Annotated in this window: 32 protein-coding genes; 15 read left to right on the top strand and 17 right to left on the bottom strand. The window is 43.9% G+C overall.

Features of this window, described 5'->3' with window-relative positions:
* The first annotated feature begins 57 nt into the window (after positions 1-57).
* Genes dprA through hemF form a run of 3 tightly spaced genes read left to right on the top strand, consistent with a single transcriptional unit; the run spans position 58 to position 2,705 of the window.
* The gene (gene dprA / locus QWZ13_RS02280; protein WP_290280353.1) at positions 58-1,149 is read left to right on the top strand and encodes a DNA-processing protein DprA; all 1,092 of its coding nucleotides are present in this window, start codon (positions 58-60) and stop codon (positions 1,147-1,149) included.
* 54 nt (positions 1,150-1,203) lie between these two features.
* A complete protein-coding gene (tsaC, locus tag QWZ13_RS02275; protein ID WP_290280352.1) occupies positions 1,204-1,767 on the top strand; it encodes an L-threonylcarbamoyladenylate synthase type 1 TsaC in 564 nt (187 codons plus the stop codon).
* A 14-nt stretch (positions 1,768-1,781) separates the two neighbouring features.
* Entirely contained in the window at positions 1,782-2,705 is a 924-nt protein-coding gene (gene hemF / locus QWZ13_RS02270) for an oxygen-dependent coproporphyrinogen oxidase (RefSeq protein ID WP_216000921.1), read from the top strand.
* A gap of 30 nt (positions 2,706-2,735) precedes the next feature.
* Here hemF and QWZ13_RS02265 read toward each other — a convergent pair whose 3' ends face one another.
* Positions 2,736-3,365: a DsbA family protein gene (locus tag QWZ13_RS02265; RefSeq protein ID WP_290280351.1), complete on the bottom strand. Its 630-nt coding sequence runs from the start codon at positions 3,363-3,365 to the stop codon at positions 2,736-2,738.
* Between the two features lie 75 nt (positions 3,366-3,440).
* Here QWZ13_RS02265 and QWZ13_RS02260 point away from each other — a divergent pair, with 75 nt between their 5' ends.
* Positions 3,441-4,061: a lecithin retinol acyltransferase family protein gene (locus QWZ13_RS02260; RefSeq protein WP_290280350.1), complete on the top strand. Its 621-nt coding sequence runs from the start codon at positions 3,441-3,443 to the stop codon at positions 4,059-4,061.
* Here QWZ13_RS02260 and QWZ13_RS02255 read toward each other — a convergent pair.
* The 3 genes from QWZ13_RS02255 to leuA form a co-directional block, all read right to left on the bottom strand.
* Positions 4,058-4,870: a DUF4922 domain-containing protein gene (locus QWZ13_RS02255; RefSeq protein WP_290280349.1), complete on the bottom strand. Its 813-nt coding sequence runs from the start codon at positions 4,868-4,870 to the stop codon at positions 4,058-4,060. The genes QWZ13_RS02260 and QWZ13_RS02255 overlap by 4 nt on opposite strands.
* Positions 4,871-4,874: 4 nt before the next feature.
* Positions 4,875-5,267 carry a tellurite resistance TerB family protein gene (locus QWZ13_RS02250; protein ID WP_290280348.1) on the bottom strand — a complete coding sequence of 131 codons (393 nt, stop codon included), beginning with the start codon at positions 5,265-5,267 and terminating at the stop codon, positions 4,875-4,877.
* 77 nt (positions 5,268-5,344) lie between these two features.
* Entirely contained in the window at positions 5,345-7,030 is a 1,686-nt protein-coding gene (gene leuA / locus QWZ13_RS02245) for a 2-isopropylmalate synthase (protein WP_377362468.1), read from the bottom strand.
* Positions 7,031-7,124: 94 nt separating this feature from the next.
* Here leuA and QWZ13_RS02240 point away from each other — a divergent pair, with 94 nt between their 5' ends.
* Genes QWZ13_RS02240 through lspA form a run of 3 tightly spaced genes read left to right on the top strand, consistent with a single transcriptional unit; the run spans position 7,125 to position 8,453 of the window.
* Positions 7,125-7,289, top strand: coding sequence for a hypothetical protein (locus tag QWZ13_RS02240; RefSeq protein WP_290280346.1), 165 nt, complete (start codon positions 7,125-7,127; stop codon positions 7,287-7,289).
* A gap of 30 nt (positions 7,290-7,319) precedes the next feature.
* Positions 7,320-7,892, top strand: a complete 573-nt coding sequence (locus QWZ13_RS02235; protein ID WP_435406691.1) for an Lrp/AsnC family transcriptional regulator — start codon at positions 7,320-7,322, stop codon at positions 7,890-7,892.
* 51 nt (positions 7,893-7,943) lie between these two features.
* The gene (gene lspA, locus QWZ13_RS02230; protein WP_290280345.1) at positions 7,944-8,453 is read left to right on the top strand and encodes a signal peptidase II; all 510 of its coding nucleotides are present in this window, start codon (positions 7,944-7,946) and stop codon (positions 8,451-8,453) included.
* A gap of 34 nt (positions 8,454-8,487) precedes the next feature.
* On the opposite strand, the gene rsd is transcribed toward lspA, so the two are convergent.
* Positions 8,488-8,952: a sigma D regulator gene (gene rsd, locus QWZ13_RS02225; RefSeq protein ID WP_216000913.1), complete on the bottom strand. Its 465-nt coding sequence runs from the start codon at positions 8,950-8,952 to the stop codon at positions 8,488-8,490.
* Positions 8,953-9,188: 236 nt separating this feature from the next.
* Here rsd and QWZ13_RS02220 point away from each other — a divergent pair, with 236 nt between their 5' ends.
* Entirely contained in the window at positions 9,189-9,566 is a 378-nt protein-coding gene (locus QWZ13_RS02220; RefSeq protein WP_290283247.1) for a flagellar basal body-associated FliL family protein, read from the top strand.
* Here the strand turns inward: QWZ13_RS02220 and rmf are convergent, their stop codons facing one another.
* The 6 genes from rmf to QWZ13_RS02190 form a co-directional block, all read right to left on the bottom strand.
* Positions 9,567-9,773, bottom strand: coding sequence for a ribosome modulation factor (gene rmf / locus QWZ13_RS02215; RefSeq protein ID WP_216000911.1), 207 nt, complete (start codon positions 9,771-9,773; stop codon positions 9,567-9,569).
* Positions 9,774-9,988: 215 nt separating this feature from the next.
* Positions 9,989-11,542 (bottom strand): glutamate--cysteine ligase, encoded by a 1,554-nt coding sequence (gene gshA, locus QWZ13_RS02210; protein ID WP_290280344.1) that lies wholly within the window; start codon positions 11,540-11,542, stop codon positions 9,989-9,991.
* Between the two features lie 11 nt (positions 11,543-11,553).
* Positions 11,554-11,676: a hypothetical protein gene (locus tag QWZ13_RS02205; RefSeq protein WP_290280343.1), complete on the bottom strand. Its 123-nt coding sequence runs from the start codon at positions 11,674-11,676 to the stop codon at positions 11,554-11,556.
* Positions 11,663-12,625, bottom strand: a complete 963-nt coding sequence (locus QWZ13_RS02200; protein ID WP_290280342.1) for a sensor domain-containing diguanylate cyclase — start codon at positions 12,623-12,625, stop codon at positions 11,663-11,665. The genes QWZ13_RS02205 and QWZ13_RS02200 overlap by 14 nt, the downstream gene beginning before the upstream one ends.
* Positions 12,597-12,950, bottom strand: coding sequence for a DUF1428 domain-containing protein (locus QWZ13_RS02195; RefSeq protein ID WP_290280341.1), 354 nt, complete (start codon positions 12,948-12,950; stop codon positions 12,597-12,599). The genes QWZ13_RS02200 and QWZ13_RS02195 overlap by 29 nt, the downstream gene beginning before the upstream one ends.
* 40 nt (positions 12,951-12,990) lie before the next feature.
* On the bottom strand, positions 12,991-13,158 hold the full coding sequence (locus tag QWZ13_RS02190) for a hypothetical protein (RefSeq protein ID WP_290280340.1): 168 nt from the start codon (positions 13,156-13,158) through the stop codon (positions 12,991-12,993).
* 51 nt (positions 13,159-13,209) lie between these two features.
* On the opposite strand from QWZ13_RS02190, the gene QWZ13_RS02185 reads away from it, so the two are divergent.
* Positions 13,210-13,389 carry a hypothetical protein gene (locus QWZ13_RS02185; RefSeq protein ID WP_290280339.1) on the top strand — a complete coding sequence of 60 codons (180 nt, stop codon included), beginning with the start codon at positions 13,210-13,212 and terminating at the stop codon, positions 13,387-13,389.
* An 11-nt stretch (positions 13,390-13,400) separates the two neighbouring features.
* Here the strand turns inward: QWZ13_RS02185 and QWZ13_RS02180 are convergent, their stop codons facing one another.
* From QWZ13_RS02180 to QWZ13_RS02165, 4 genes are all read right to left on the bottom strand, one after another.
* Positions 13,401-13,814, bottom strand: a complete 414-nt coding sequence (locus QWZ13_RS02180) for an SRPBCC family protein (protein WP_290280338.1) — start codon at positions 13,812-13,814, stop codon at positions 13,401-13,403.
* Between the two features lie 69 nt (positions 13,815-13,883).
* Complete coding sequence (locus tag QWZ13_RS02175; protein WP_290280337.1) at positions 13,884-14,285, bottom strand: VOC family protein; 402 nt, start codon at positions 14,283-14,285, stop codon at positions 13,884-13,886.
* The gene (locus tag QWZ13_RS02170) at positions 14,273-14,398 is read right to left on the bottom strand and encodes a hypothetical protein (protein WP_290280336.1); all 126 of its coding nucleotides are present in this window, start codon (positions 14,396-14,398) and stop codon (positions 14,273-14,275) included. The genes QWZ13_RS02175 and QWZ13_RS02170 overlap by 13 nt, the downstream gene beginning before the upstream one ends.
* A 181-nt stretch (positions 14,399-14,579) precedes the next feature.
* Positions 14,580-16,898: a Tex family protein gene (locus QWZ13_RS02165; RefSeq protein ID WP_290280335.1), complete on the bottom strand. Its 2,319-nt coding sequence runs from the start codon at positions 16,896-16,898 to the stop codon at positions 14,580-14,582.
* Positions 16,899-17,149: 251 nt separating this feature from the next.
* Between QWZ13_RS02165 and QWZ13_RS02160 the strand changes: the two genes are divergently transcribed.
* Positions 17,150-17,746 (top strand): prepilin-type N-terminal cleavage/methylation domain-containing protein, encoded by a 597-nt coding sequence (locus tag QWZ13_RS02160; RefSeq protein ID WP_290280334.1) that lies wholly within the window; start codon positions 17,150-17,152, stop codon positions 17,744-17,746.
* Here the strand turns inward: QWZ13_RS02160 and QWZ13_RS02155 are convergent.
* Complete coding sequence (locus QWZ13_RS02155) at positions 17,743-18,954, bottom strand: MDR family MFS transporter (protein ID WP_290280333.1); 1,212 nt, start codon at positions 18,952-18,954, stop codon at positions 17,743-17,745. The two genes, QWZ13_RS02160 and QWZ13_RS02155, sit on opposite strands and share 4 nt — an antisense overlap.
* Positions 18,955-19,079: 125 nt before the next feature.
* Between QWZ13_RS02155 and QWZ13_RS02150 the strand changes: the two genes are divergently transcribed.
* The 5 genes from QWZ13_RS02150 to QWZ13_RS02130 all read left to right on the top strand — a co-directional run bounded on the left by QWZ13_RS02150 (position 19,080) and on the right by QWZ13_RS02130 (position 21,630).
* Positions 19,080-19,208 (top strand): hypothetical protein, encoded by a 129-nt coding sequence (locus tag QWZ13_RS02150; protein ID WP_290280332.1) that lies wholly within the window; start codon positions 19,080-19,082, stop codon positions 19,206-19,208.
* A complete protein-coding gene (locus QWZ13_RS02145; protein ID WP_216000901.1) occupies positions 19,201-19,530 on the top strand; it encodes an HU family DNA-binding protein in 330 nt (109 codons plus the stop codon). The genes QWZ13_RS02150 and QWZ13_RS02145 overlap by 8 nt, the downstream gene beginning before the upstream one ends.
* An 83-nt stretch (positions 19,531-19,613) precedes the next feature.
* On the top strand, positions 19,614-20,288 hold the full coding sequence (locus QWZ13_RS02140) for a YiaD family glycine zipper/OmpA-like lipoprotein (protein ID WP_216000900.1): 675 nt from the start codon (positions 19,614-19,616) through the stop codon (positions 20,286-20,288).
* Positions 20,289-20,382: 94 nt separating this feature from the next.
* Positions 20,383-21,285 (top strand): DMT family transporter, encoded by a 903-nt coding sequence (locus QWZ13_RS02135; protein WP_290280331.1) that lies wholly within the window; start codon positions 20,383-20,385, stop codon positions 21,283-21,285.
* A 6-nt stretch (positions 21,286-21,291) separates the two neighbouring features.
* A complete protein-coding gene (locus tag QWZ13_RS02130; RefSeq protein WP_290280330.1) occupies positions 21,292-21,630 on the top strand; it encodes a hypothetical protein in 339 nt (112 codons plus the stop codon).
* Here QWZ13_RS02130 and QWZ13_RS02125 read toward each other — a convergent pair.
* On the bottom strand, positions 21,624-23,753 hold the full coding sequence (locus QWZ13_RS02125) for a diguanylate cyclase (protein ID WP_290280329.1): 2,130 nt from the start codon (positions 23,751-23,753) through the stop codon (positions 21,624-21,626). The genes QWZ13_RS02130 and QWZ13_RS02125 overlap by 7 nt on opposite strands.
* Positions 23,754-23,758: the final 5 nt, after the last annotated feature.

Raw genomic sequence — 23,758 nt, 5'->3', positions numbered from 1 at the left:
TTAATCTGAACTGGGCTTTATAAGCCCATTTCTTAACACAGAACAAGGATTGTTCGAATGAATAAAGACACGCTTGCGTGGCTGCGTTGGGTGCTTGTGCCTGGTTTAGGCGTAAAGCGCTCCCACGAACTATTAGCCCACATTGACTCACCTTCCAGTTTATTTTTACACCCTGACCGCTGGCCTTTACCGGATTCTATTAAAGCCGTTCTCAAACAGATGGCACATTTAGGCGAACAACATCCGGTGCATCGCCGTGCAATGGATCAACTGGTTTGGCAGGCTGAAAACGATAATCATCACCTGATCGCGCTGCCCGATGATGCTTACCCAAGTTTATTGGCTGAGATTCATGACGCTCCCTTAATGTTATGGGTACAAGGTCAACCTACTCTACTCAGCAGCCAACAGATTGGCATTGTTGGCAGCCGCAGTGCCAGCCCAAATGCTCGTAATCATGCAAAGTCACTCGCCAAAAAGTTATGTCGCCACCAAAAGACTATAACCAGCGGTGGTGCTTCCGGTATTGATAAAGCCTGTCATGAGGGAGCCTTAGAAGCACAGGGCCATACCATCGCTGTTTTTGGCTGTGGAATTGATCAGATTTACCCTAAAAGCCATCGTGCATTGTTTGGTGAAATAGCCCGATCCGGAGCACTAGTCAGTGAGCACCCATTAGGAACCATACCAAAACCGGGTCACTTTCCGAGAAGAAATCGCATAATCAGTGGTCTATCGGAATCAATAGTGGTGGTAGAAGCCGCGCTCAAAAGTGGTTCACTTGTAACGGCACAGCACGCATTGGAACAAGGGCGCGATGTCTATGCAATGCCCGGCGATGTGCTCAACCCGAACAGTGCGGGCTGTCATCAATTAATTCGAGATGGTGCTTATCTGTTAACCGATGCTCAAGATATGTTGGAGTTTGGTCACCAAAATCAAGTAGAAATACCTGAGCTACCTAGTCACTTAAACCCCGTTCAGCTAAGAATTATTGAGCAGCTAAAAAGAGCGCACTTACCGATAGAAGGGCTCAGCCATGAGTTGTCCATCGCTGCCCACCAACTTCTAGAGCCTTTGCTCGAACTGGAGCTGGAAGGCTTGATAGAACAGCACCCGGGTGGTTATGTTTATTCTGGGTTTGCCTAGACGAATCCAAATCGCTACTCTTTACGGCAAATTCAACTATCCGATGGTTTGCCGTTGTTAATTCCTCACCATACTTTAAGAAAACTCACCGATATTGTTCACGCTGGGGGTGTTATTGCTTACCCTACCGAAGGTGTTTTCGGTTTAGGCTGTGATTATCGGAACCAGCAAGCCGTGCAGCGTATTTTAGACATAAAAAAACGAGACGTTGCTAAAGGGTTAATTTTAGTTGCACATTCAATGGACTCTGTTTTGCCATTTTTGGCCCCAATAACCGTTGCTCAATGTGACTTGCTTCAACAAAGCTGGCCAGGGCCAAATACCTGGGTAATAGAGCACAATGGAACACTGCCAGATTGGGTGACCGGTGGTCGACCAAGCGTGGCTATTCGTGTGAGCGACCATCCTATTGTAAAAACCTTGTGTGCCGCTTTAAAACAACCATTGGTTTCCACCAGTGCCAACCGATCAGGTAAACCAGCCTTTACTAATCGAACTCAAGTGGCCACTTGTTTAGGCCAAGAAGTCGATGCAATCGTCACCGGACAGGTGCAATCTGCTGGTAAGGCCAGTACCATTCGCGATTTATCCACAGGACTCGTTTTACGAGCCAATTAACAAGGGTGTTTTAAATGACCGAGCGCGCATTTGATGTCAACGCAGTTAAGCAGTATTTATTGTCTCTTCAAGACAATATATGCAAGAACCTCGAAGCAGAAGATGGCGCTGCACACTTTCAAGAAGAAAGTTGGGAGCGCCCTGGCGGCGGCGGTGGCCGATCTCGAATCATCGAAAATGGAGCCGTATTCGAAAAAGGCGGTGTCGGTTTTAGTCACGTAATGGGTGATCAGTTACCGCCTTCAGCATCACAAGCACGTCCAGAATTAGCCGGTGCTCGCTGGCAAGCCATGGGTGTTTCCTTGGTAATGCACCCTAAAAACCCTTTTGTACCAACCTCTCACGCCAATGTCCGTTTTTTTGTAGCCGAGCGCGAAGGCATGGAACCGGTTTGGTGGTTTGGCGGGGGTTATGATCTTACCCCCTATTATGGCTTTGACGAAGATTGCGTACATTGGCACCAAACCGCAAAGTCGGCCTGTGATCCCTTTGGAAGCCATGTTTATAACGACTTCAAAAAGTGGTGCGATGAATACTTTTACTTGAAACACCGTGACGAACCACGCGGTGTGGGCGGTATTTTTTACGATGATTTAAACGAGTGGGGCTTTGAACAAAGCTTTGCCTTTATGCAGTCTATCGGAAACTCCTATCTAGACGCCTATTTACCCATTGTACAAAAGCGTAAAAGTACTCCTTACTTACCCGAACATCGTGATTGGCAAGAAGTTCGGCGTGGCCGCTACGTTGAATTCAACCTGGTATTTGACCGAGGCACAATATTTGGACTGCAATCGGGCGGCCGTACAGAATCGATTTTAATGTCGTTGCCACCGAATGTGCAGTGGCGTTATAACCACCAGCCGGAGCCAGGCAGTGCTGAAGAAAAGCTACTCACTCACACACTTCAGAACAGAGACTGGCTTGGAGTCTTATAACTCAATTTAAATCATCAGGGCTTATTTAGCTCAGGATAAAATCTCCTCAACCTGAGCCAAAGCCCCGCTATAATCTTTGTAATCTAAAACGATACTGTGCCATTGATCATTATGCTTCAGCACCATAGAGGGGAAGCCTGATATCGGCATACTGTGTGCAAACCGCAGTTGCCGGTTAAACTCGGCCTCAAGTTCGTTAGAGGCTAATTCATTGCTGAATTTGGATACGTCTAAGCCGAGTTCAGCCGCTAAAAGCTCATGAGTTGAAACATCCGAAGGGTTCAAGGCACGCAAATAATAGGCTTCTTGTAGGGCATGTATCATTTTTTCTTCCGCCTGCTGGCTTTTGGCCGCTATGACCGCTCGGCATGCTGGGTAGGTACTGCGTCTTGGCGTCGCAGAGTTCCAAAAGTCATGATTAAATGGCGTTCCTAATAAAGCTTCAATCTTTCTCCAATAGCCAGAAACCGTTTCCTTTTGCTCTTCTGGCATCGGTTTATCACTGTCGGGCGCTAATCCACCAACAACGTACTCGACCGGAATGTTTCGTGATTCAAGGGCTTTTTTAAATTGATCCCATTGAGGTCGGTGCGCCCAGCACCAACTGCACATTGGGTCATGAACATAATAAAACTGACTGTTTTCCATAAATTTATCCAAAATATGACATTTGACCTATGCCTAGTCTAACGACAAGGGCTACAGTAAGGCGAGACTATTTTTAAAGGGCACTTTATGGCCTCAAACATACTTCAACCAGACCAGCTCCCCAGGCTCGGTGATCACCTTTGGATTCATAAAAAAGGCTACAGTCATCATGCGTTATTTGTGGGTTTGACCCAAGAAGAACACCCTATGGTCATTCATTATGCTGGCTGGGTAGATGGCTTTCGCAGTGGTCCGTTGTGCCTAGAAACCTTAGATCGATTTAGCCAAGGTAAAACGGTGCATGTTCGCCAGTATCGAAATCGACTCTATAGCCGCGAAGAAAGTGTCGAGCGGGCGCTGCAACGCTTAGGAGAAGACCAATACAACGTTCACGACAACAATTGTGAGCACTTTTGCGCCTGGGCCATTATGGGCGAGCATAATTCTAAGCAAGTAGATTGGTTCAATACCGCATTAGGGGCAATTCACCCCGGTCTTGAAGCCGCGAGTAAAGGGGTGAGTGGTTTAAAACATCCAAGCGGCATGTCTAGCAGAGCACGCAAACAAGTCATTGGCGCGATCGCAAAAGACCTTGCGATTGACTGGGGCTTAAAGTCTGCCGCACGATGGGTCGCAGGCCCGGTTGGAGTGGCAGCCTATGTTGGATACCGAGTATCCAAACAAATATTGCAACACCGAAAACACTAGAATTGACGGTTGAAACAAACGTGTCCAAGTAACTTCAAATAGCCTACCTTTTGAATGCGCTGAAGCTCTTTTTCATTTTTCGCTAAGAGTGCGCCAGCAAACCCCAATGCATTGACCGACATCCCTTCACTTTTTTCAGCACGACGAGGAATCACTAACATCCAGTCACGAGTGATTAATAAGTTATAAGGCTGCCAGCTAAACTCAATTTTCTGCCACGCATCGAGCAATGTGCCGTTTTCAAAGTTAGGTAGACGATAAAATCGGTGCTCAAAGGGAAAAAGTTTCGAAGATGACGAATGGTGAACGCGCTCGATGATCCTCTCAATTGGGAGATTACCGCCTCCTAAGTCTTTTTGGACGAGCTGAAAATGGCGATGAGATTGCGACGCTCCGGCCTCACGGCCACCATTATAAAACACCAGCCCATCAACTTCTCGGAGTACAGCTTCAATAGCCTTGAAATCACTCAAGTGCAGTTGGTCCGTTTGAGAAACAAATTCTTGAGTCGTTAAAAGGCAATGATTGGGTATGACACTGTATTTATTGAGGACAAGATTGTGTGAATTACACAACGAAGTAACTGTTAATTCAGGTTCTGGCGGCAAAAAAGGGTTGTTGGGTTTTGTCGACGATTTCGGATACTTAGCAGTAGATAATTCAGGGGCTATTCGCACGACAACTTGATTGCCGTCACTTTCGATACAGTACAAAATGCTCTTATAATGAATTAAATGCCCTGAAAGCGTCGCTTTTTTCGCAGTATCTCGTACCTTTTGCCAAAGACCTTTTTCTTGGAGGTCATTCATTTGTCTACACCATCATTGTAGCCACTTGGCGTATTATTTCAGCCTCCTTAGGGTGCAAATCTCCATCCGCATTCGCCAAATTACGGAATAAAGCTAAGACTTTCCCATCTGAGCGCAAAGCAGGCACAAACTCCTGAAGATAGTCAGCAATGCTATTTTGCTCAAGGGCATTTAAAGACTTAGTGATTTGACTGCGATGGAATGCTTCTTTTGAAATACCTTTGTCGTGCCATGGAAGGTCTTCCATCACACGATCAAATGCTTCCTGCTCTTGAATGCGGAACTTGCCGTCTACTTGATACAGTAAGGTCATGATCGCAATGATGGCTTCGGATTTAACTTGGTCTACAGGCTCTGTTTTTTCTAACAACAGCAAGATATCGGTAAACATCGTCATCGTATTTTCTACCCATTAAAAAACCCACGACAAACTGTAATGGGTTTTTATAATGAGCGCTAGCGAATTTAACGCTGTTAGGCTGATTCGGCTTGTTGCGATAATAAATTCAACCCAGAACGGCCAACGGCCGATAACAACGCCTGTAGGTTTGCGGTGGTGGTGTCTTCATGAATAAAACAGGCCACACTTTGTTTACCGTCTACATCAATACACACACTGGAAATGGCTTTAGAATCGGTGCCTTGCGTTAAAGCATGCTCATCAAATTGAGTGACCTTAAGTTCTACGCCCAATTCACTCGATATCGCTTGAGCAAGTGCTTCTAGAGCGCCTTGCCCTTTTCCTTCAAATTTACGATCACCAATTTTAAAGTTAGCGATCGTTAAATTGTCCTGACTGTTCAATGAATACCCATTGAGAGCCCATTGTGTCGGCGTTTCAATAAAATTATCCACAAACAACTGATGAATAGCTTTACTTGAGATTTCATCACCCGACACTTCCGCGGCTTTTTGAACCACTTGGCTTACATGACCATGCATCCATTTTGGTAATTCAATACCGTAATCACGTTCAAGTACATGCGCCACACCGCCTTTACCAGATTGGCTGTTGATACGCACCACAGCCTCGTAATCACGCCCTAAATCTGCGGGGTTGATCGGCAAATAAGCGACCTGCCAATGAGGCAAGTTTTCATCACTGTGGTATTGCAACGACTTTCGAATGGCATCCTGATGGCTGCCGGAAAATGCCGTGTAAACGAGCTCGCCTACCCAAGGGTGCCGAGGATGAACAGGCAAATTCGTACATGCCGTACATATATCGATCATTTCTTGGACGTTGCTAAAATCTAACTCAGGGTCGATTCCTTGAGAATAGAGGTTCATGGCTAGGGTAACGATGTCCATATTCCCGGTACGCTCCCCATTGCCTAACAACGCACCTTCAACACGGTCTGCACCGGCCATCAAGCCAAGTTCAGTCGCTGCCACACCACAGCCGCGATCGTTATGTGTATGCAAACTGACGATGACATGGTCGCGCTGACTTAACCCTCGACACATGTACTCTATTTGATCTGCAAATACGTTAGGCGTAGACATCTCGACGGTAGCAGGTAAGTTTATAATGACCTTGCCAGTATCTTTTGGATTCCACGTTTCGATCACCTGGTTACAGACATCAATGGCGTAGTCTATTTCTGTGCCGGTGAAACTTTCTGGAGAATACTGGAATGTCCACTCGGTTTCAGGGTGTTTTGCAGCATATTCTTGCACCCACGTTGCGCCCTGCACGGCGATGGCTGCAATTTGCTCTTTACTCATGGCAAAGGTTTGTTGGCGTTGAACCGTTGAAGTCGAATTGTACACATGCACAATTGCACGCTTAACACCCCTTAAAGACTCAAAGGTGCGTTCGATAAGATGCTCGCGTGCCTGTACCAGTACCTGAATCGTAACATCATCGGGAATAAGATTTTCTTCGATTAATCGACGTGCAAAGTCGAACTCTGGTTGCGCAGCCGATGGAAAGCCAATCTCTATTTGTTTGAAGCCAAGTTTAACCAACATATTGAACATGGTCACTTTCTGCTCAACCGACATCGGCTGTATGAGCGCTTGATTACCATCTCGTAAGTCAACACTGCACCAAATTGGCGCTTTGTTTAAGGTTTTATCCGGCCAGGTTCGATCTTTCAGGCTCATGGGTTGATACTGTTTATATTTACGGTGGTCGAACGAGCCAGCGGCGGCCATTTGTTGCGCGACAGACGTATTCGCTTTCATCGATTTAGTATCACTCATAATTCACCCAAAAAAAATTACCAAGATTTACAAAGAAATAAAGATATTGGTCGGCTCTGCTGATCCGACCGTAGATAGTAATGATGAGGATAGACCATCATGTGCTTACCGGGTAGGTATTGGATTAAATGCATCGTTGATTGCGGGTAACAAATCTTCGAATAAGCGTCAGTGGTATCCAGCGCTGAAGCATTCATGCCTTAGTTGGTAAAAATAATAGAACTAAAGGTGCGCAATGTGTGTGCAAGTTCAAAGTTATTTGCTATTTTTGAACAACCAATCACTCAAGAAACTCATTAAAACGCAATTATATTGCGCAAAGGAAGATTATATGGAAAGTGAATCGCACTTAGATCGATATGATCGCAAAATTCTAGAGATAATACAGACCGATGCTAGTTTATCTAATCAAGATATAGCAGATCAAATTGGACTGTCTGCTTCGCCTTGTTCACGGCGAATTAAGAGCTTAGAAGATCGGGGCTATATTCAGCGCCGCATTACCGTAGTGAACCCTAAATCGGTGAATTTAAACTTAACGGCAATTCTCAATATTCGCATGGATAAACATACCCCTGAACGATTTGAAAACTTCGAGCAGCGCGTTGCCATGCTACCCGAAGTCATCGAGTGCTTGCTTGTCACAGGGCAAGATGCCGATTATCAATTAAAAGTGGTCGTGCCAGATATGGATGAATACCACAATGTGCTACTAAAAAACATTACTACCATTGAAGGCGTCGACGGTGTTCATTCTAGCTTTTTGCTGCGCCAAATCATTAACCATAAAGCTTTACCGTTGAAGTACATTTGATGCGGTAATTTCAGTTATACTCACGTTAAATCATCAGATCGACAGACCTTTATGACATTTACAATTAAAAGCCGCTTAAAAGTATTACTTCCATTGATGGCGGTGACCATAATAGTTGACCAGCTTTCAAAGCTTTGGGCCGTCTCTTTTTTAAAGTCAGGCCCACAATACAGCTATCTATTTGATTCTATCCGCATTCTTTATGCTGAAAACTATGGCGCATTTTTAGGGTTAGGTACCAGCCTAGATCCTAATCTACGATTTTGGATATTTACCGCATTAGTGGGTGTCTTTTTAACAGCGCTTTTGATCTATGTGTTGGTCAGTAAAGATATGGATAAAATCAGCCTAATCTCACTGGCTTTGGTTCTGGCCGGTGGCTACAGCAACTTCATAGACAGAGCAATGAACAATGGCGGTGTGGTAGATTTCCTAAATATGGGCATTGGTGGACTACGAACAGGGATATTCAACATCGCCGATGTTTACATCATGATTGGTGCCGGTTTAATGATCGTAGGCCCAGCAATTTTTGGCCACAAAGAAAACAAGACACACTAGCTTAGCTAATGTGTCTTTTGCCCAATGCTCGCTTTTAAGCTACAGCGTTCTTATGGACATTATGCAGTTTTTCGATAAGTTGATCTTCAAAATCAAAGCGTTCAGATAACTTTTCACCTAGTCGAGATAGGTCTTCATGAAGGTCGGTTAAGTTCTCATGAATATGGGCATCAGTGTCGTATTTATCGTTAAAGTCGAGCATGATTTGAGTGGTTGCGTCGATTTTTGGATAAATCTCATTCGCTAAAGCCAGCCCGCCGTCATCAAATTCTTTAGCCTCTCGAAACAGCTGCTCATAAATTTCGAAATGCCCTTCTGATAAATAGTCCATCAAACGTTCACAGAAAGCTTTGAGCGATGAAGAGACGTCTTCTTCCCCTTCCTTGCCTTGTATATCAAAAAATGTGACCAGAGTTTCACGTCGGTCGGCTAACCAACGATCAATCATCTCGTGTGTGCCACCCCAGCGTTCCTGTGCGGTTTTACAATTTTCCAACATAATTAATAACCCTTTATGTAAGCTTTGATACCTTCCATTAACTTCAATATATGCTTTGTCATCAAGGCATTCAACCGCAGATTGATCTTTTACCTTTTCTAGGTCAAGTTTCCATTTAAGTGGCCGATTTATAAAGCTAACCTATACTTGCCTAAGCCACTCATTAACCGTAAAGAAGGATTCTCATGTTACTTCGCCACTTTTATAAATGCACTTTACGCGGCGTTGGCAGCCTAATTTGCTGCTTTGGGTTAGTTTCAGCGGTATTTGCCGAAGATCCACCCGCCGCCACAGGGCCTTCGTATGTAGAATTAGAACCTTCGTTTACGCTAAATTATGGTTCCTCTGCTCGTTTACGCTATATACAAGCTTCAATAACCCTTCGGGTAAGAGACAGTTCTGCAGCGCTTGATGTAACGGCTCATTCCGATGCTATTCGGCATCAAATTATAATGCTGTTTTCACGACAATCTCCCGAGCAAATCAAGTCATCGGCGGGTCGTGATAATATATTGGATCAAGCGTTGCGGGAGCTTCAAGATTTGATGATAAAGGAGACGGGCCGACCATTAATCGACCGCGTTCTATTTACTGATTTTATTGTGCAATCGTAATTAGGCAGATTTCATACTGCTGCGATTTCTTTCATCGAGAGAACGCTGGTATTGACTGGCGCCATCATCCCAACCGGCTTCCCAAGCAGCAATGAGTACATCATTTTCAAACTGGCATTCACTTCGTTCTTTACCGGCGAGGCCTGTCATATAGCCCTGCTGGTAACCTTTGTTCAGTGTCTCCAGTGTCCATTCTGTTTCTGACATGCTAGCTCATTCCTTTATTTATCGAGATAGAGAAGGCCTCAATCAGTAATATTGAATCTTACGTTCAATTTAGCAGACATTGTATAGGATGTTAGTACTGAAAACGCTGGTTTGATCACACTTTTAGCGTGAATTTTGAGAATTGGTTTGCAATTACCGACCCAGCGACAAAAAATTGCCGCTGATCGATAAGTAAACAGTCAAAATCAGATCAATTAAGATTGTTCGAAATAACTTTTTAAGAACGAGTCAAAATCACCGACATCGGCGGCTTCTTTATCTCGAGCTTCCTGCCAACTTTGTTCGGCCATTTTTGTAAAGGCGTCTTGTTTTTCTTTGGGTAAATTTAATGCAGTGAAATACCGGCTAAGTGCTTTTGAATGCTCCAAAAGCGTGCTCGCAAACGATCCATTTTGCTTAATTCTCGACAGTATTTTACTCGAAGGCGTTAGGTTCTCATCACGAACTTTTGCAAGCTGCTCAGTACAGGCTTCTCGGTATCGAGTGCAACCTTCATGTTCATCAATCAGTTCCGCAAATTGATAAATTTGATCCAATAAACGTTCTGAAAGTGGCTTAATCGCTTCAATTTCACCATTAAAATAGATGCCTAAATCGGGTTGGCGACCTTTTAGAGCGACGCGTTCACTGTTATCTCTCAATAACGAACACTCGTTCGGCTCAATCATTGGACTGTCTTGAACTAAACACCAAAGTAAAAATAAATCGATAAAGTTCATTTGAGATTTATTAATACCCAGAGGCTCAAATGGGTTGATATCTAAACAACGTACTTCAATATACTCAACACCACGCGCCCTCAAACCATTGATTGGCGTCTCACCACTGCCTACAACTCGTTTGGGTCTTATATCGCTGTAATACTCATTTTCTATCTGCAAAATACTGGTATTGAGTTGGTTATACCCTGCTTCTGTTTTTGTACCTATTTTTTCATAATCGGCATAAGGGGTTTTGATTGCCTTAATCAGGGTATCGGCATAGCTTTCTAGCGAATTAAAGCAGACGAAGAGCTCTTTTTGCGCACGATTGGAATAGCCTAAATCACTCATCCGTAACGACGTGGCATAGGGAGCAAAAAGCGTATCATCACCCAAGGATGCCAAATTATCATTTTTAGTGTCTAAAAATGATTTGTCCATGGCAGGTGAAGCACCGAATAAGTACAGTAACAACCAGGAGTGGCGACGGAACGAGCGAATTAATCCAAAATACTCTTTGGTTTTAAAATCTTGCAGGTTATCGGTTTCACCGTTGCTTTTCGCCCATTGTGTCCAAAATGCATCCGGTAATGACCAGTTGTAGTGCAGACCCGCTATGGTTTGCATTTTACGACCGTAGCGGTGCCATAAGCCATGGCGATAATAGGTTTTCATCAAACCGCTGTGGCTTGAGCCATATTGAGCAATAGGTATTTGCTCTTGCTCTGGTAACTTAGACGGCATGCTACCAGCCCAAAAATGCTCGCCTTTCATCTGACTATGAGTAAAGCGATGCAACGAGTCTAGCTCTTCAATCAGCTCGTCGGAGTTGGTATGAACGCCCGTAATAAACTCTAACAGGGCTTCGGAGTAATCGGTGGTAATAGAGCCATGGGTTAACGCGGCGCCCAAGGTCTCTGGATGAGGCGTTTGGCTAAGGGTACCCGTTGTATCGACTCGAAGGGTTTCTCGCTCGATTCCTCGTTGAAATTTAAATGCGGCATGATCGAGCGCTTGTAGACGCTTTAGCCTGGAAAGTTTCGCCAAACCGGAAATCCTTAAATAATGAGTGACTCAAAGTATGGGGGCAATTCGAATAAGATCAAATTATTTCTATCATTGGTTGGCTGCCCAAATCCGGCTCTTTCTCTACTACCAAGTTCACTGCTAACCCCTGTCAAGCTCTATTCTATTACGACCGTTGGTTTTTGCCTTATACAACAGTTTATCGGCTCGTTTGATTAAATCTTGTTCTGATTCATAATCAATAGGCATGAGTTCTGCTATGCCAATACTCGCAGAAAGCTTAGTTCCTGTAGGCGCATTGATGTTTTCAATGTCTAACTCGGCAAGCTGATCAAGGAAGGATTGAGCAAAAGTGCAGGCATTTTCTAGCTGAGTATCTCCTAACACTAAGGCAAACTCTTCACCTCCATAACGAGCGGCAAGATCACCAGGACGATGCGCTAACCCGTTAAGTAAATTCGCCACGAGCTTTAAGCATTCATCACCCTTTTGGTGGCCGTATTCGTCGTTGAGCTCTTTAAAAAAATCCAAATCAATGATGGCTAAGCAAATAGGCTTTTCTAAGCGCTTACACCGTCGCCATTCTAGATTCAAAAACTGATCGAACATTCGACGGTTAGCAATGTTCGTCAATCCGTCTGCCATGGCGAGGTTCGCGATGGCTTCTTCAACTTGCTTACGCTCGGTTATGTTTTGATGGGATATAATAAAAAATCGGTCTCCATCCAGTTCAAACTGAGTCACATGCATCATAAACCAGCGCTTTTCTAAAGGGCTATGACAAGGATATTCAAAATAGAAGCTGGGCAACGTTTGGTTGATCAACCCTCTAATCCCCATCGCGGCTTGAGCGCCAAATTCATCTCCCATGGCGGCGGCTTTATCACATTCAGAAATGTAGTTAACGCCCTTCCAACTTTGACCAACCGTACATTCATTATGCAAGCCAAAATTAGACCATTGCTTGTTCACAAATTGAATATCGCCCTGCTCATCGATGACTACAATGTGTTCAGACGTTGAGTCTAATATGAGCTTATAAAATTGCAGTGCGCTTTCCATGCCAATACCCAGACTAGGATTCAAGTAATGTTTCAAAGCCACCGTAAATTAGTCTTTTACCATCAAAAGGCATTGGGTTTGCCTCTTCACTCATTCTGGGGTCTTCCATGATGGCGACCCAGCCCTGGTTTCGAGCTTCTTTCGACGGCCACACGACAGTAGAAAATACAACGTTCTCATCTTCCTTGCATTGAACAGCCAAGGGTAACGAAGTGGTTTCACCCTCAGGTATGTCATCACCCCAAGCTTCTGTTATTTTGAGCGCGCCGTGGTCTTTAAATACTTCCGCGGAAATCCGAGCATGCTCTAAATATTTTTGTTTATTTTCTTTGGGTACTGCAGCAACAAAACAATCAAAGTAATGCATAGTGTGTCCCTTAATAATGTTAGTTGTATATCACTCTGATTTAACTAAATGTGCCTTTAAATAGGTCTGATCCTTGAAAACGCACACAGAGGTCTTCTCCTCCAGAAACAACCGGAAAGGACGTTGTTTCATCACTCCAGTGGTCAAAATCTATACTCGAGCGTCGGTTTACCTTAACTCTCGCGAACCGCTGACCATCCATAAGCAATTCAACCTCTTCTCCTGCTGCAATCGGTAAATTATCAATTTCGATATTGATATGATCAGGGCGACCTTCTTTAAATACTGCATAAGTTGCTTCTGTCTTGCAGCCCTGAAAACTTGGCTCAACTGCCACCAGTTTTGCTTCATAGCGCTTAGTTACAACGCCACCTTTGCCTCTTTTAACAATGGCAAAAATGATCACCGCAATAAGGATATACCACCAGTGAAATTCTAGTAAGTTGTCCATCAGCGATGACTATTTTCTACATGGCGCTTAAAGTTATTCAAAATAGCCAACCAACCCGTACGCTGCAACTCAATAGTGTTTTCATTTTCAGCATCAAAGGTCTCCATAATTTTCACCCCAGCTTCAACCTCAATAAACTCAATAAGCACCTGACGACTATCCTCGAGCTTATAACGTATTGATTTATTTGGCTCAATTGCGACAAATTCGCCTTCAAAATCAAACCCCATCGACCCATCTTTTGCTTCCATGCGATATGAAAAACGCCCACCCACGCGAAGGTCAATTTCTGCTTTCGGGCAAGCCCAATCGGCACTGGCAAAATTCCATTGGATAATATCATCTGGTGTGACCCACGCATTCCAGGCTTGGCTGAGTGTTGCATTAACGGTGGTTTCAATGGCTATTTGCATCAAAGTTCCTTTTTAAAAAGCGGTGGATTTTAAGCCATGCGCTATGGGCATTGACTTGAGGTATCTGAACTAGGCCATGGCTGAGGGATCCATCCACATGAGCTCCCAAACATGACCATCTAAATCAGCAATACTTCGATTATACATAAAGCCTAAATCTTGTTTGGGATTGATATCTCCCGTCCCGCCAGACTGTATGGCTGCTTCAGTGAGTGTATCGACTGTATTTTTATCATCGAGAGAAATCGCCAACATGACTTCACTTGACGTTGAAGGGGGTATCTCACGTTGGGTAAAGGTGCGCCATTTTTCATGTGTCAGTAGCATGACATTTATGGTCTCACTCCATACCATGCAAGCCGCTGTCTCGTCTGTAAAGGTCGGGTTATTTTTAAAACCTAGGGTTTCATAAAAATTTATTGAGTCCGATAAACTTACGACAGGTAAGTTTACAAAGATCATTTTAGCCATAAAGGGTTTCTCCGTTTGTTTGCCCTAAATTGACGGTTTTTTAGTAGTTCATCACTACTTGGAGCTTCACCATCGAACTTATTTCTAGCTCCTTGGCAATAGGCGAACTTCAACCTGCCTTTTTACAATTGGAAATTGCTCTTAGAAACTCATATTGTAGCTTAGGTTCGTTGGAGTCAACGGGAACGATTAAATTTCGAACAATATTGTGTGAGGGCGCTAGAAAATTACGGAAGGGAGTTCAGAGTCACAACGCTTTCTTTGTTTAGAAAGCGTTGTGATTAGGTGCAATGGTTACTTCTTCAATACTTGATCAAACAATGACCCTAGCGTGTTTGCGGGTGCTTGCTTTTGTTGCTGTTGATTTGAACGTGCTTTTGCCCTGCTGCCATTGTTTTGTTGCCGTTGCCCGCTACGATTAGCACCGGCTTGTTCATGCTCACTGGCGTCATCGTCTAAGCGCATAGATAAAGCAATTCGTTTCCGCTCTGGATCTACATCCATCACCTTAACTTTGACAATATCGCCGGCTTTAACCACTTTAGATGGGTCTTCAACAAAGGTATGGCTCAAGGCTGAAATATGCACTAAGCCATCTTGATGCACGCCTACATCAACAAATGCCCCAAAGTGAGTGACGTTAGTAACCACGCCTTCAAGTGTCATATTTGGACGTAAATCACCGATTTTTTCAACGCCATCTTGGAAAGTGGCGGTTTTAAATTCAGGGCGAGGATCGCGGCCAGGTTTATCAAGTTCTTTGATAATGTCGGTAACAGTCGGTAACCCGAAGGTATCATCGGTAAAATCTGCCGCATTCACTGCTTTAAGAAATGCGGTATCGCCAATCACATCGCTGACAGCCTTTTGGTGCGTTTCTACAATACGCTTAACCACTGAATAAGCTTCAGGGTGAACACCGGATCGATCTAACGGGTTCTTGCCGTTCATAATTCTTAAAAAGCCAGCGGCCTGCTCAAAAGCTTTCGGGCCCAAACGCGGCACGTCTTTTAACTGTTTACGCTCAACAAAAGCACCGTTTGCATCGCGAAACGCGACAATATTCGAAGCGATGGTCTGATTTAAGCCAGAAACACGCGCCAATAAAGGAGCCGATGCAGTATTTAGATCCACACCCACACCGTTTACACAATCTTCAACAACGGAGTCTAGCTGACGCGCTAACGCCACTTGCGACACGTCGTGCTGATACTGACCTACGCCAATTGATTTAGGGTCAATCTTCACCAGTTCGGCTAGCGGGTCTTGCAAGCGGTGGGCAATTGAGACAGCGCCACGAATGGTTACATCTAAATCAGGGTATTCTTTGGCTGCGTATTCTGATGCAGAGTAAATAGAAGCGCCCGACTCATTAACAACCACCGGCTGCGCTTTGATTTGCGGGTACTTCTTGATCATATCTTTAACAAAACGTTCAGTTTCTCGGCTGGCGGTGCCATTACCAATGGCAATCAACTCGACATTATATTTTGCACACAGTGCGGCTAATATTTGTTCGGATTCAACCGTTTTATTTTGTGGTGCTGTTGGGTAAATAGCGCAATGATCAAGTACTTTGCCGGTAGCATCTACCACCGCAACTTTTACACCGGTTCTCAAGCCAGGATCTAAACCGATCGTGGCTTTTGGTCCGGCCGGTGCTGCCAACAGTAAGTCTTTAAGGTTTTTAGCAAATACATCAATCGCGGATTGCTCAGCCTCTTCTCTTACACGCCCAAACAGGTCCGTCTCGATATGAGTTAACAATTTAATGCGCCACGTCCACCGGCATACATCCAACAACCATTTATCACCAGGGCGCTGCTGATCTTCGATACCAAATTGCTCTGCAACCATCAAAGCACCAACGCCGGCAGCGCGTGGATCTTCATCGGGCATAACAAGGCTGACTTGCAAAAAACCTTCATTACGGCCGCGGAACATTGCCAACGCTCGGTGACTGGGCACTTTAGAAATCAACTCATCGTGTTCAAAATAGTCACGAAACTTCTCAGCTTCTCGCTCTTTCCCTGCAATCACGCGAGACTGCATTTCACCGTGACGCCACATGTAGTCTCGTAAAGTTTTCAACAAGCTGGCTTCTTCAGCAAAACGCTCCATTAAAATGTATCTTGCTCCGTCTAACGCAGCTTTGGTTTCATTAATTTCTTTTTCAGGATTTAAATAATTTGCGGCTTCCGATTCTGGGTTAAGCATTGGGTCGTTGAGCAATGCATCGGCTAATGGCTCTAACCCCGCTTCTTTAGCTATCTCACCCTTGGTACGGCGTTTTTTCTTATACGGTAGATAGAGGTCTTCTAGCTCGGTTTTGGTTTCGCACGTTAAGATGTCTTTTTTGAGTGCATCCGTTAGTTTGCCCTGTTCTTCAATGCTCGCGAGAATTGTGCCTCTGCGATCATCCAGTTCTCTCAGATATCGTAATCGCTCTTCTAAATTACGCAATTGGGTGTCATCAAGGCCCCCTGTTACTTCCTTACGGTATCGTGAGATAAACGGGACCGTGGCTCCTTCATCCAATAAAGCGACGGTTGCGGCCACCTGGCGCTCATGTACATTTAATTCGTTGGCAATTTTTTGTTCGATGAGACTCATACACTTCCTAATCAGGTAACGATAAACATTTCCGCCATCATTTGAGCAATGACAAAACTTAAGACTACTCTACACTATTCTAACTCTATGATTTTACTGCATTATTAGAAATGTGACGAGTCACTATTTTGTGAGGTTGAGTAACTCTAGGTTACCCTAAGTTTAGTGATTTATATGTTCACTTGTCTAAAGCTTGCCCTTTTACCCATGGGTCAACTAAAATGTGATCAAGGTCACAGGGAAGTAATATTTTGAAACGTCACCACCAATCTGGTTTTACACTCATCGAGCTCATCACGGTCATCGTTATCGTTGCCATCCTAGCGACCTTTGCTTTACCGCGATTTGCAAATTTACAACAGAACTCAAGAGTAGCGGTGCTCCAAGGCATGCAAGGCTCAATGCGCTCTGCCATTGCGGTAGCAAGAGTGAATGCCTTAGCAAACGGGTTGTCAGTGTTGCCCAGTAATCCAGGAAACTCAGCTCAAGACTCCCATCTCATTCAAATGGAAGGTTTTTCTGTAGAAGTTGATTGGCGCAATTTATGCCCTGAAAGCTCTGGTGAGCGCGGGGATGCGAAAGACATGTATCACTTTCTAAACCTTACAGAAAGCACCCTCACTATTACCAGTGACATTACAAGTACAAACACGCCACAAATCAATACGTTAAACGGTCAAATTCAATTATGGTATGGAAACCGTTACACCGTCGTTGGCTACGATTTAGACCAAAACCCAAGTAGGAATGTTAATTATTATTCAAACCTTAACCCGGGTTGCTACGTATTTTATGACTCGTTTGGCCTACCAGAATGCACGATTAATATGGTCACCGATGAATGTTAGTTAACTACTGGAGATTGTAGCCTACGTTGTTTATCAGATAGGTGATAAAAAATACCAGCGATAACACACACAAAAGCGGTCGAAACAAACAGTGCCGTACCGCCAAAAAACTGCAGTATTATTCCGCCAATTAACGGCGACAAACTCACACCAATGGCGGCAAGGCTGCCAGCACCAAAGTAACTGCCACGCATATGCGCTGGTGCGGCTCGGTCTATAAATAAATTGAAGGTAGGAAACAACACCACTTCACCGATGGCCAACACGGCGGCGCCTGCAAACCACCAATAGACAGGCGCATCGAGTGGTGTAAAGGCATACATTAAAAATGCCAACGCAAAGCCCGATAAGCCAAAGTAGGCGCGATGGGTAAGTGGCCAAGCCGACATAAGCTTTAACAACGGAAACTGAAAAACAATAATAATCACGCCGTTAATCAAAATCATCGGGGTATACACATCGACTACTCGGTCACCCAGCTGATTTAAATGCTGAACGAGCGAAGTTTCTTGATGCATATAACTGTACATCACAAACATATTAGCCAGTATCAATAACAAGAATGAGCGGTCTTGGCGCAATACGGTAAGAGTCTGTTGAAAATTCAACTCACTTTTTGGCGGCTCAACCTCATTTTTAACCAAATGGAATACATACATAAATCCGAATCCATAGAGCGCATAGGTTAAAGCTACAAACCAAAAAGTGGTTTGTGCTCCTGTGAAGCCTAAATATAAACCTAAGATAGGCCCCATTGAAGCGCCAACATTGACCATGTAATACCGCACCTGATGGGCTAAATCTCTTATTTCTTTATCTTCCAAAAGATCAGATATCATTGCTCTAGCGGGTGTTTCTAGCATTGACCGGCTCATACCCACCATCATAGCGCCCACAGAAAACCAAACAGCCGTCGTAGATATAGCTAAAATGATGAAGGCCACCACATAGGTTACGCACCCCAACATCATCAAGCCTTTTCGACCCAATTTATCGGATAAGTAGCCAACATAAAGTGAAAAGAAAGCGCTAGCCAACGCACTGAGGCTTAAAATAAAACCAATGACAGCCTCACTCATCTCAAAGCGTTGATTTAATATCACCGCCATAAACGGCCAAACCATAAAAAAAGCAGCGCGCGTTAAAAAGGTTCCAATTAAAACAACCCATATTTGCAGGGGGAAATATCGAATGTTTGACAATGTCATGCCGTTGGCTTCCTTGACTGGGTGGCGAATGATACCGAATACGAATCAATTCGACAGCCTAATTTATTTTTAGCAAACAAATCTCAGTCGTAATACGCCACAGAATTGTGGGTAAAGCTTGGCCGATGAAGTGGAAATTAGTGGGTTTTTTTACTTTTTTGCTAAATTCTCTATTGTCTTTTTTACAGCCTCTGCAATACTCGGCGAACTATCTTGAAAAACACCCTACATGTAAGGATCTATCACATGGCTAAAAAAACAACAGCAGTCAAAGAACGTTACACTAAAACTCAAATTTTATCTGAAATTGCCGAAAACACTGAGTTGAGCAAAAAAGAAGTCGCTTCCGTTTTAGATGAGTTAGCCGACGTGATTGAACGTCATATTCGTAAGCGTTCTTGTGGTGAGTTTGTATTACCAGGTTTGTTAAAAATTCAAACCGTTAAAAAACCAGCTAGAAAAGCACGTCCAGGTGTTAACCCATTCACCGGTGAAGAAATTATGATTGCAGCTAAGCCCGCTTCTACTGCCGTTAAAGTTCGTCCTCTTAAGCGTTTAAAAGAAATGGCTGAGTAAGTCACCTCCTGTCGTTTACCTTGTTAAATTATGTGCCATCCATGTTTTTAAATGGCACTTCATTACTATAGGAGCAACGTAAAATGCGTCTTTTAACAAAATTAGGCATGTCTTCCCTGTTTGCTGGAGCTATTTTAAGTGGCTGTACAACATTAGAAGCTTATTCTGGTGAATCTCAAATTAGCGGTGCTTCTAAAGGAGCCATTGCTGGTGGACTCATTGGCGCCGTAATTGGTGCAGCTACTTCGCCTAAAGAAGATCGAATGAAACGTGCAATCATTGGTGCCGGTATCGGTGGTGTTGCAGGTGGTGGTGTTGGCCTCTACATGGATAAACAGGAAGAAAAGTTACGTGATGAGTTAGTCGGCTCAGGTGTTCAGGTTAAACGTACAGAAGAAGGGCAAATCGAACTTATCATGCCGGGTAACATCACTTTTGATGTGAGCAGCAGCGAAGTTGCTGGTAGCTTTTTACCAACCTTAAAGTCGGTGGCTAAAGTACTCGCAGAATATGATGATACGCTGGTAACGATTTCCGGTCATACTGACAGCACCGGCAGCGAATCTTACAATCAATTACTTTCAGAGCAACGAGCTACATCGGTTGCCAATATTATATTAGAGCAAGGCATTGTTGTAGAGCGAATTGCAGCGATGGGTCACGGCGAATCAAAACCCATCGCAGATAACAGCACGGAACAAGGACGCGCTCAAAACCGCCGAGTTGAAATTACGCTCGACGCCATTGTGGCTGAATGATAGAACGCTTGTTTTGCTAACGCATATGTTGGCTTAACCGTTTTTCTCAAATTTGCGCGCTATTTAGCGCGCTTTTTCGTTAAAAAGGATCTTCGTGGAATTTATTGGTTATCTTGCTGCACTTGGCGCGGCTACCTGTTGGGCTGTAAGCAGCATGCTTTCTGTTGGCCCCGTTCGCCAATTAGGGCCCATTCCATTTAATGCCATTCGAATGTTCATGGTGGCGCTATTCCTCACTTTATTTTTAATCTTTTCAGGGCAATGGCACCCACCATCGAATGAAGATATTGGCATCCTCATTGTCTCTGGTTTCATCGGTATCTTTTTAGGCGATACGCTGCTGTTTACGGCGGTAAAGATACTGGGCCCAAGAATGGCCGGTTTACTTTTTGCCTGTAATGCACCCATGAGTTTTGCTTTTGGAGCTTGGTTGCTGGGTGAACACTATGTTTGGCTTAATATTCTCGGTGTACTTGGAGTCATGCTTGGTGTTTTTTTAGCTATTGCCAGCCGTGGGAAAGCAGGCGCACATCAATGGGAACAAACGTTAGGGCAAGCCAGTTTAGGGCTAGTAGCAGGCTTTGGCGCAGCACTGTGCCAGTCAATAGGCACGCTTGTGGTGTATGACATCATGAAAGGCGGACAAGATCCAATTTTTGCGACCATGATCCGAGTTTGGGTTGCCGTCATTTGCCTTGGCCTTGCGGTGTTTACCGTTAAGTCTTTAGGGGGCGTTGCCATTTACCGTCAATTAACGCGTCGATCTTTAGGCCAAGTATTTATCAGCGGCTTTTTAGGCATGGGCGTGGGCATGAGCTTGCTACTTTGGGGGGTTAACCTAGCGCCGCTCGGGATCGTGTCAATTTTATCGGCAACCACTCCAATTATATTGTTACCCTTGGTATGGTATGCAACCAAAGAACGCCCTTCGATGATGTCTTTTATTGCCGCGGCAATCGTAGTCGCCGGCACTTCTCTCATTTTTGTAGCGGTATAATGTCACATGAAAAACGCACTGTTTAAAGCGCTTCAAAAAGTTCATTTTCTGGCAAAGCCTATATATTGGGTTGCCGCTTGCTCACTCATTGGGACATTAGCATTGCCAGTTATTTTTCCAAGCTTTGATACTTTGTATTGGTTTACGGCTCTTGCGACGACGGCATTCTTGTTTTCCAGTGGTGCGATCATAGACATAGCTTTTCAACATCAACAGAAAAAATCGGGATTGTCTGGCTGGTTTTCCAACTTGTGGAATCTTCTGATGTATTGGGCTTGGTTGTTAGCTAGTGGTTTTTTGCTTTTGTTTCTATTTAAAATAATCAGCTATATGATCACTCACTGATGGTTTTCAACGAATTGAAACCCACCGGTTCCTAATCGCTTAATGGCGTACATTGCTTGATCGGCACTGTGCATCAGGCGATCTAAATCGGAGCCCTGTTCAGGAAAACGGGCGGCACCAATACTGGCAGAAACAGTTAAGTTATGTTGATCAACCGATATAGGCTCTTGGATAACACCCAGTAAGCGTTCCAAAAAGCCCTTAACCGCGCCCTTTTTATCGAAGCTATCGATGATCAATACAAACTCATCTCCCCCAACTCGTGCGGCAAAATCTAATGATCTTAAGGCTTTTTGAATTCGACGACTGATGACAATTAACACTTGATCACCAACTCGATGACCAAATTGATCATTAACCGGTTTGAATCCATCTAAGTCGATATAGACCAAATGGAAGTTACGCCGTTCAAAACGAGCTTTTTCTATTTGGCCATTAATGAAAATGTCGAGCGACTCTCTGTTTGGTAAGCTGGTAAGAGAATCATGGTACGCCATGTGTTCGATACGTTGCTGTGCCGTTTCAATTTCTTGCTTTTCTTGATGTAAAATTTTATTGAGCTGCTTCACTGTTTCATGACTTTGAATATTACTGACCGCAATCGAAATAAACGTTGTCACCGCCTCTAACAAATGAATCTCTTCTTCACTAAAAGCTGAAGGTATTGGCGACTGAATTGAAAACACACCGATGACTTCATTTTCTTGAACCAATGGAAAGAACAACATGGTTCGAGGTGAAACGGCGTGATTACCAATTAAATTCACTACTTTTTCTTTACGCGCGTCATTAATAACCACTACCTTGCGTGTAAGGGCGGCTTTAACCATATTACTTCCGGGCGTATTAAAGGGGATATTCTCTGACTCGACCAATTCATTTTGGTCTATCACGAACTGAAATTTTAAGCTTTGCAATTCGTAATCTGTTGTCACTAGGGACAAGAAATGAGTGTCCACTTTTCGGCTAAAGATATCGAACAGTCGCTGTCCCAATTCTACAAAATTTAACGTTGAAGCTAACTGATGAGCAATATCATTTAAGAATTCTAATCGGTTTTGAGCTCTCTTTAGAGCTTGGTTTTCTTGATCGAGCAACTTCTTTTGAAATTGATCTTTCACTTGCTGACGCTTAATGCGGCGCACATCTAAAAAGCTTTGCCCTTGACGCTTGCTACTGTGCTTCATAGCAGATACCAGCAAAGACAACGCCTTTGCGTGATTATGAGTATCTTCAGCCATTTCATAGGCATAGGCCAATTGACCTAAGGCTTTAATGTTTTGCGGGGATCGCTTTAAAGGTTTAACAAAAGTAATGCCGTCTTCAACTATCTCAATGGCATCATCGATTTGGCCTTTACTTATCAGCAACTTAGATAATTCGATATAAATATAAATAGCATCAGATCCGACAGAATAAATATCACTGTCCTCTATTAAAGCTTTAAAAATCGATTCGGCTTCGTCTAATCGCCCTTGTAAACGTCGTAAGCGCCCCAGCACTTCTTGGCAGCGTAACTTAAATGAGGCGTAATTTATCGAATGCGCTAAAGCTATCGCCTTAGCCAAGTAGGCTTCTGCTTCTTGAAAATTTAGATAACCTAACTGAATTCTAGCCCGAAGCAGATCAATCTCCACCAGATTGTCATCAGATATTTTGGTATTTAACTCATCTATTTCTCTGAGTTGATCGCTGGCCGACTCCAAATCACCCATATCAAAGAATACTTGAGCCATATTAGACAAAGGCGGTACTAGCGCCGGGGTATTTCCCGATTCGCGTGCAAATTCAGAAGTGAGTTCAAAGTGATCTAAAGCTGGGCCGTATCGACCATTGGATTGGTGCACCATACCCAAAGCATTGTTTATACGCGAAGTATTTAAATCAAAGTGGTGTTCATGGGCGTGGTGTAGGGCGTCGGTGAGTTCATCAAAAGCACGGTTAAAGTCACCTTGATACATATAACTTAAGCCACGATAGTACAAACCTGAAGAACGAAATTCGCTCTGAGGTTCTGAGTTATCTATAACTTGGTTGGCTAATGTAATGGCCTTAGCAGGCTCACTAATCATTATATCCCAACAAGCAGATAACCATTGTTCTATCTGAACTTGGGCTTCCATTCAAT

The organism is Reinekea marina (genome assembly GCF_030409715.1).
Classification (GTDB): domain Bacteria; phylum Pseudomonadota; class Gammaproteobacteria; order Pseudomonadales; family Natronospirillaceae; genus Reinekea; species Reinekea marina.
The sequence above is the reverse complement of the archived record's forward strand: the minus strand, read 5'-3'. Positions and strand labels throughout refer to the sequence as shown.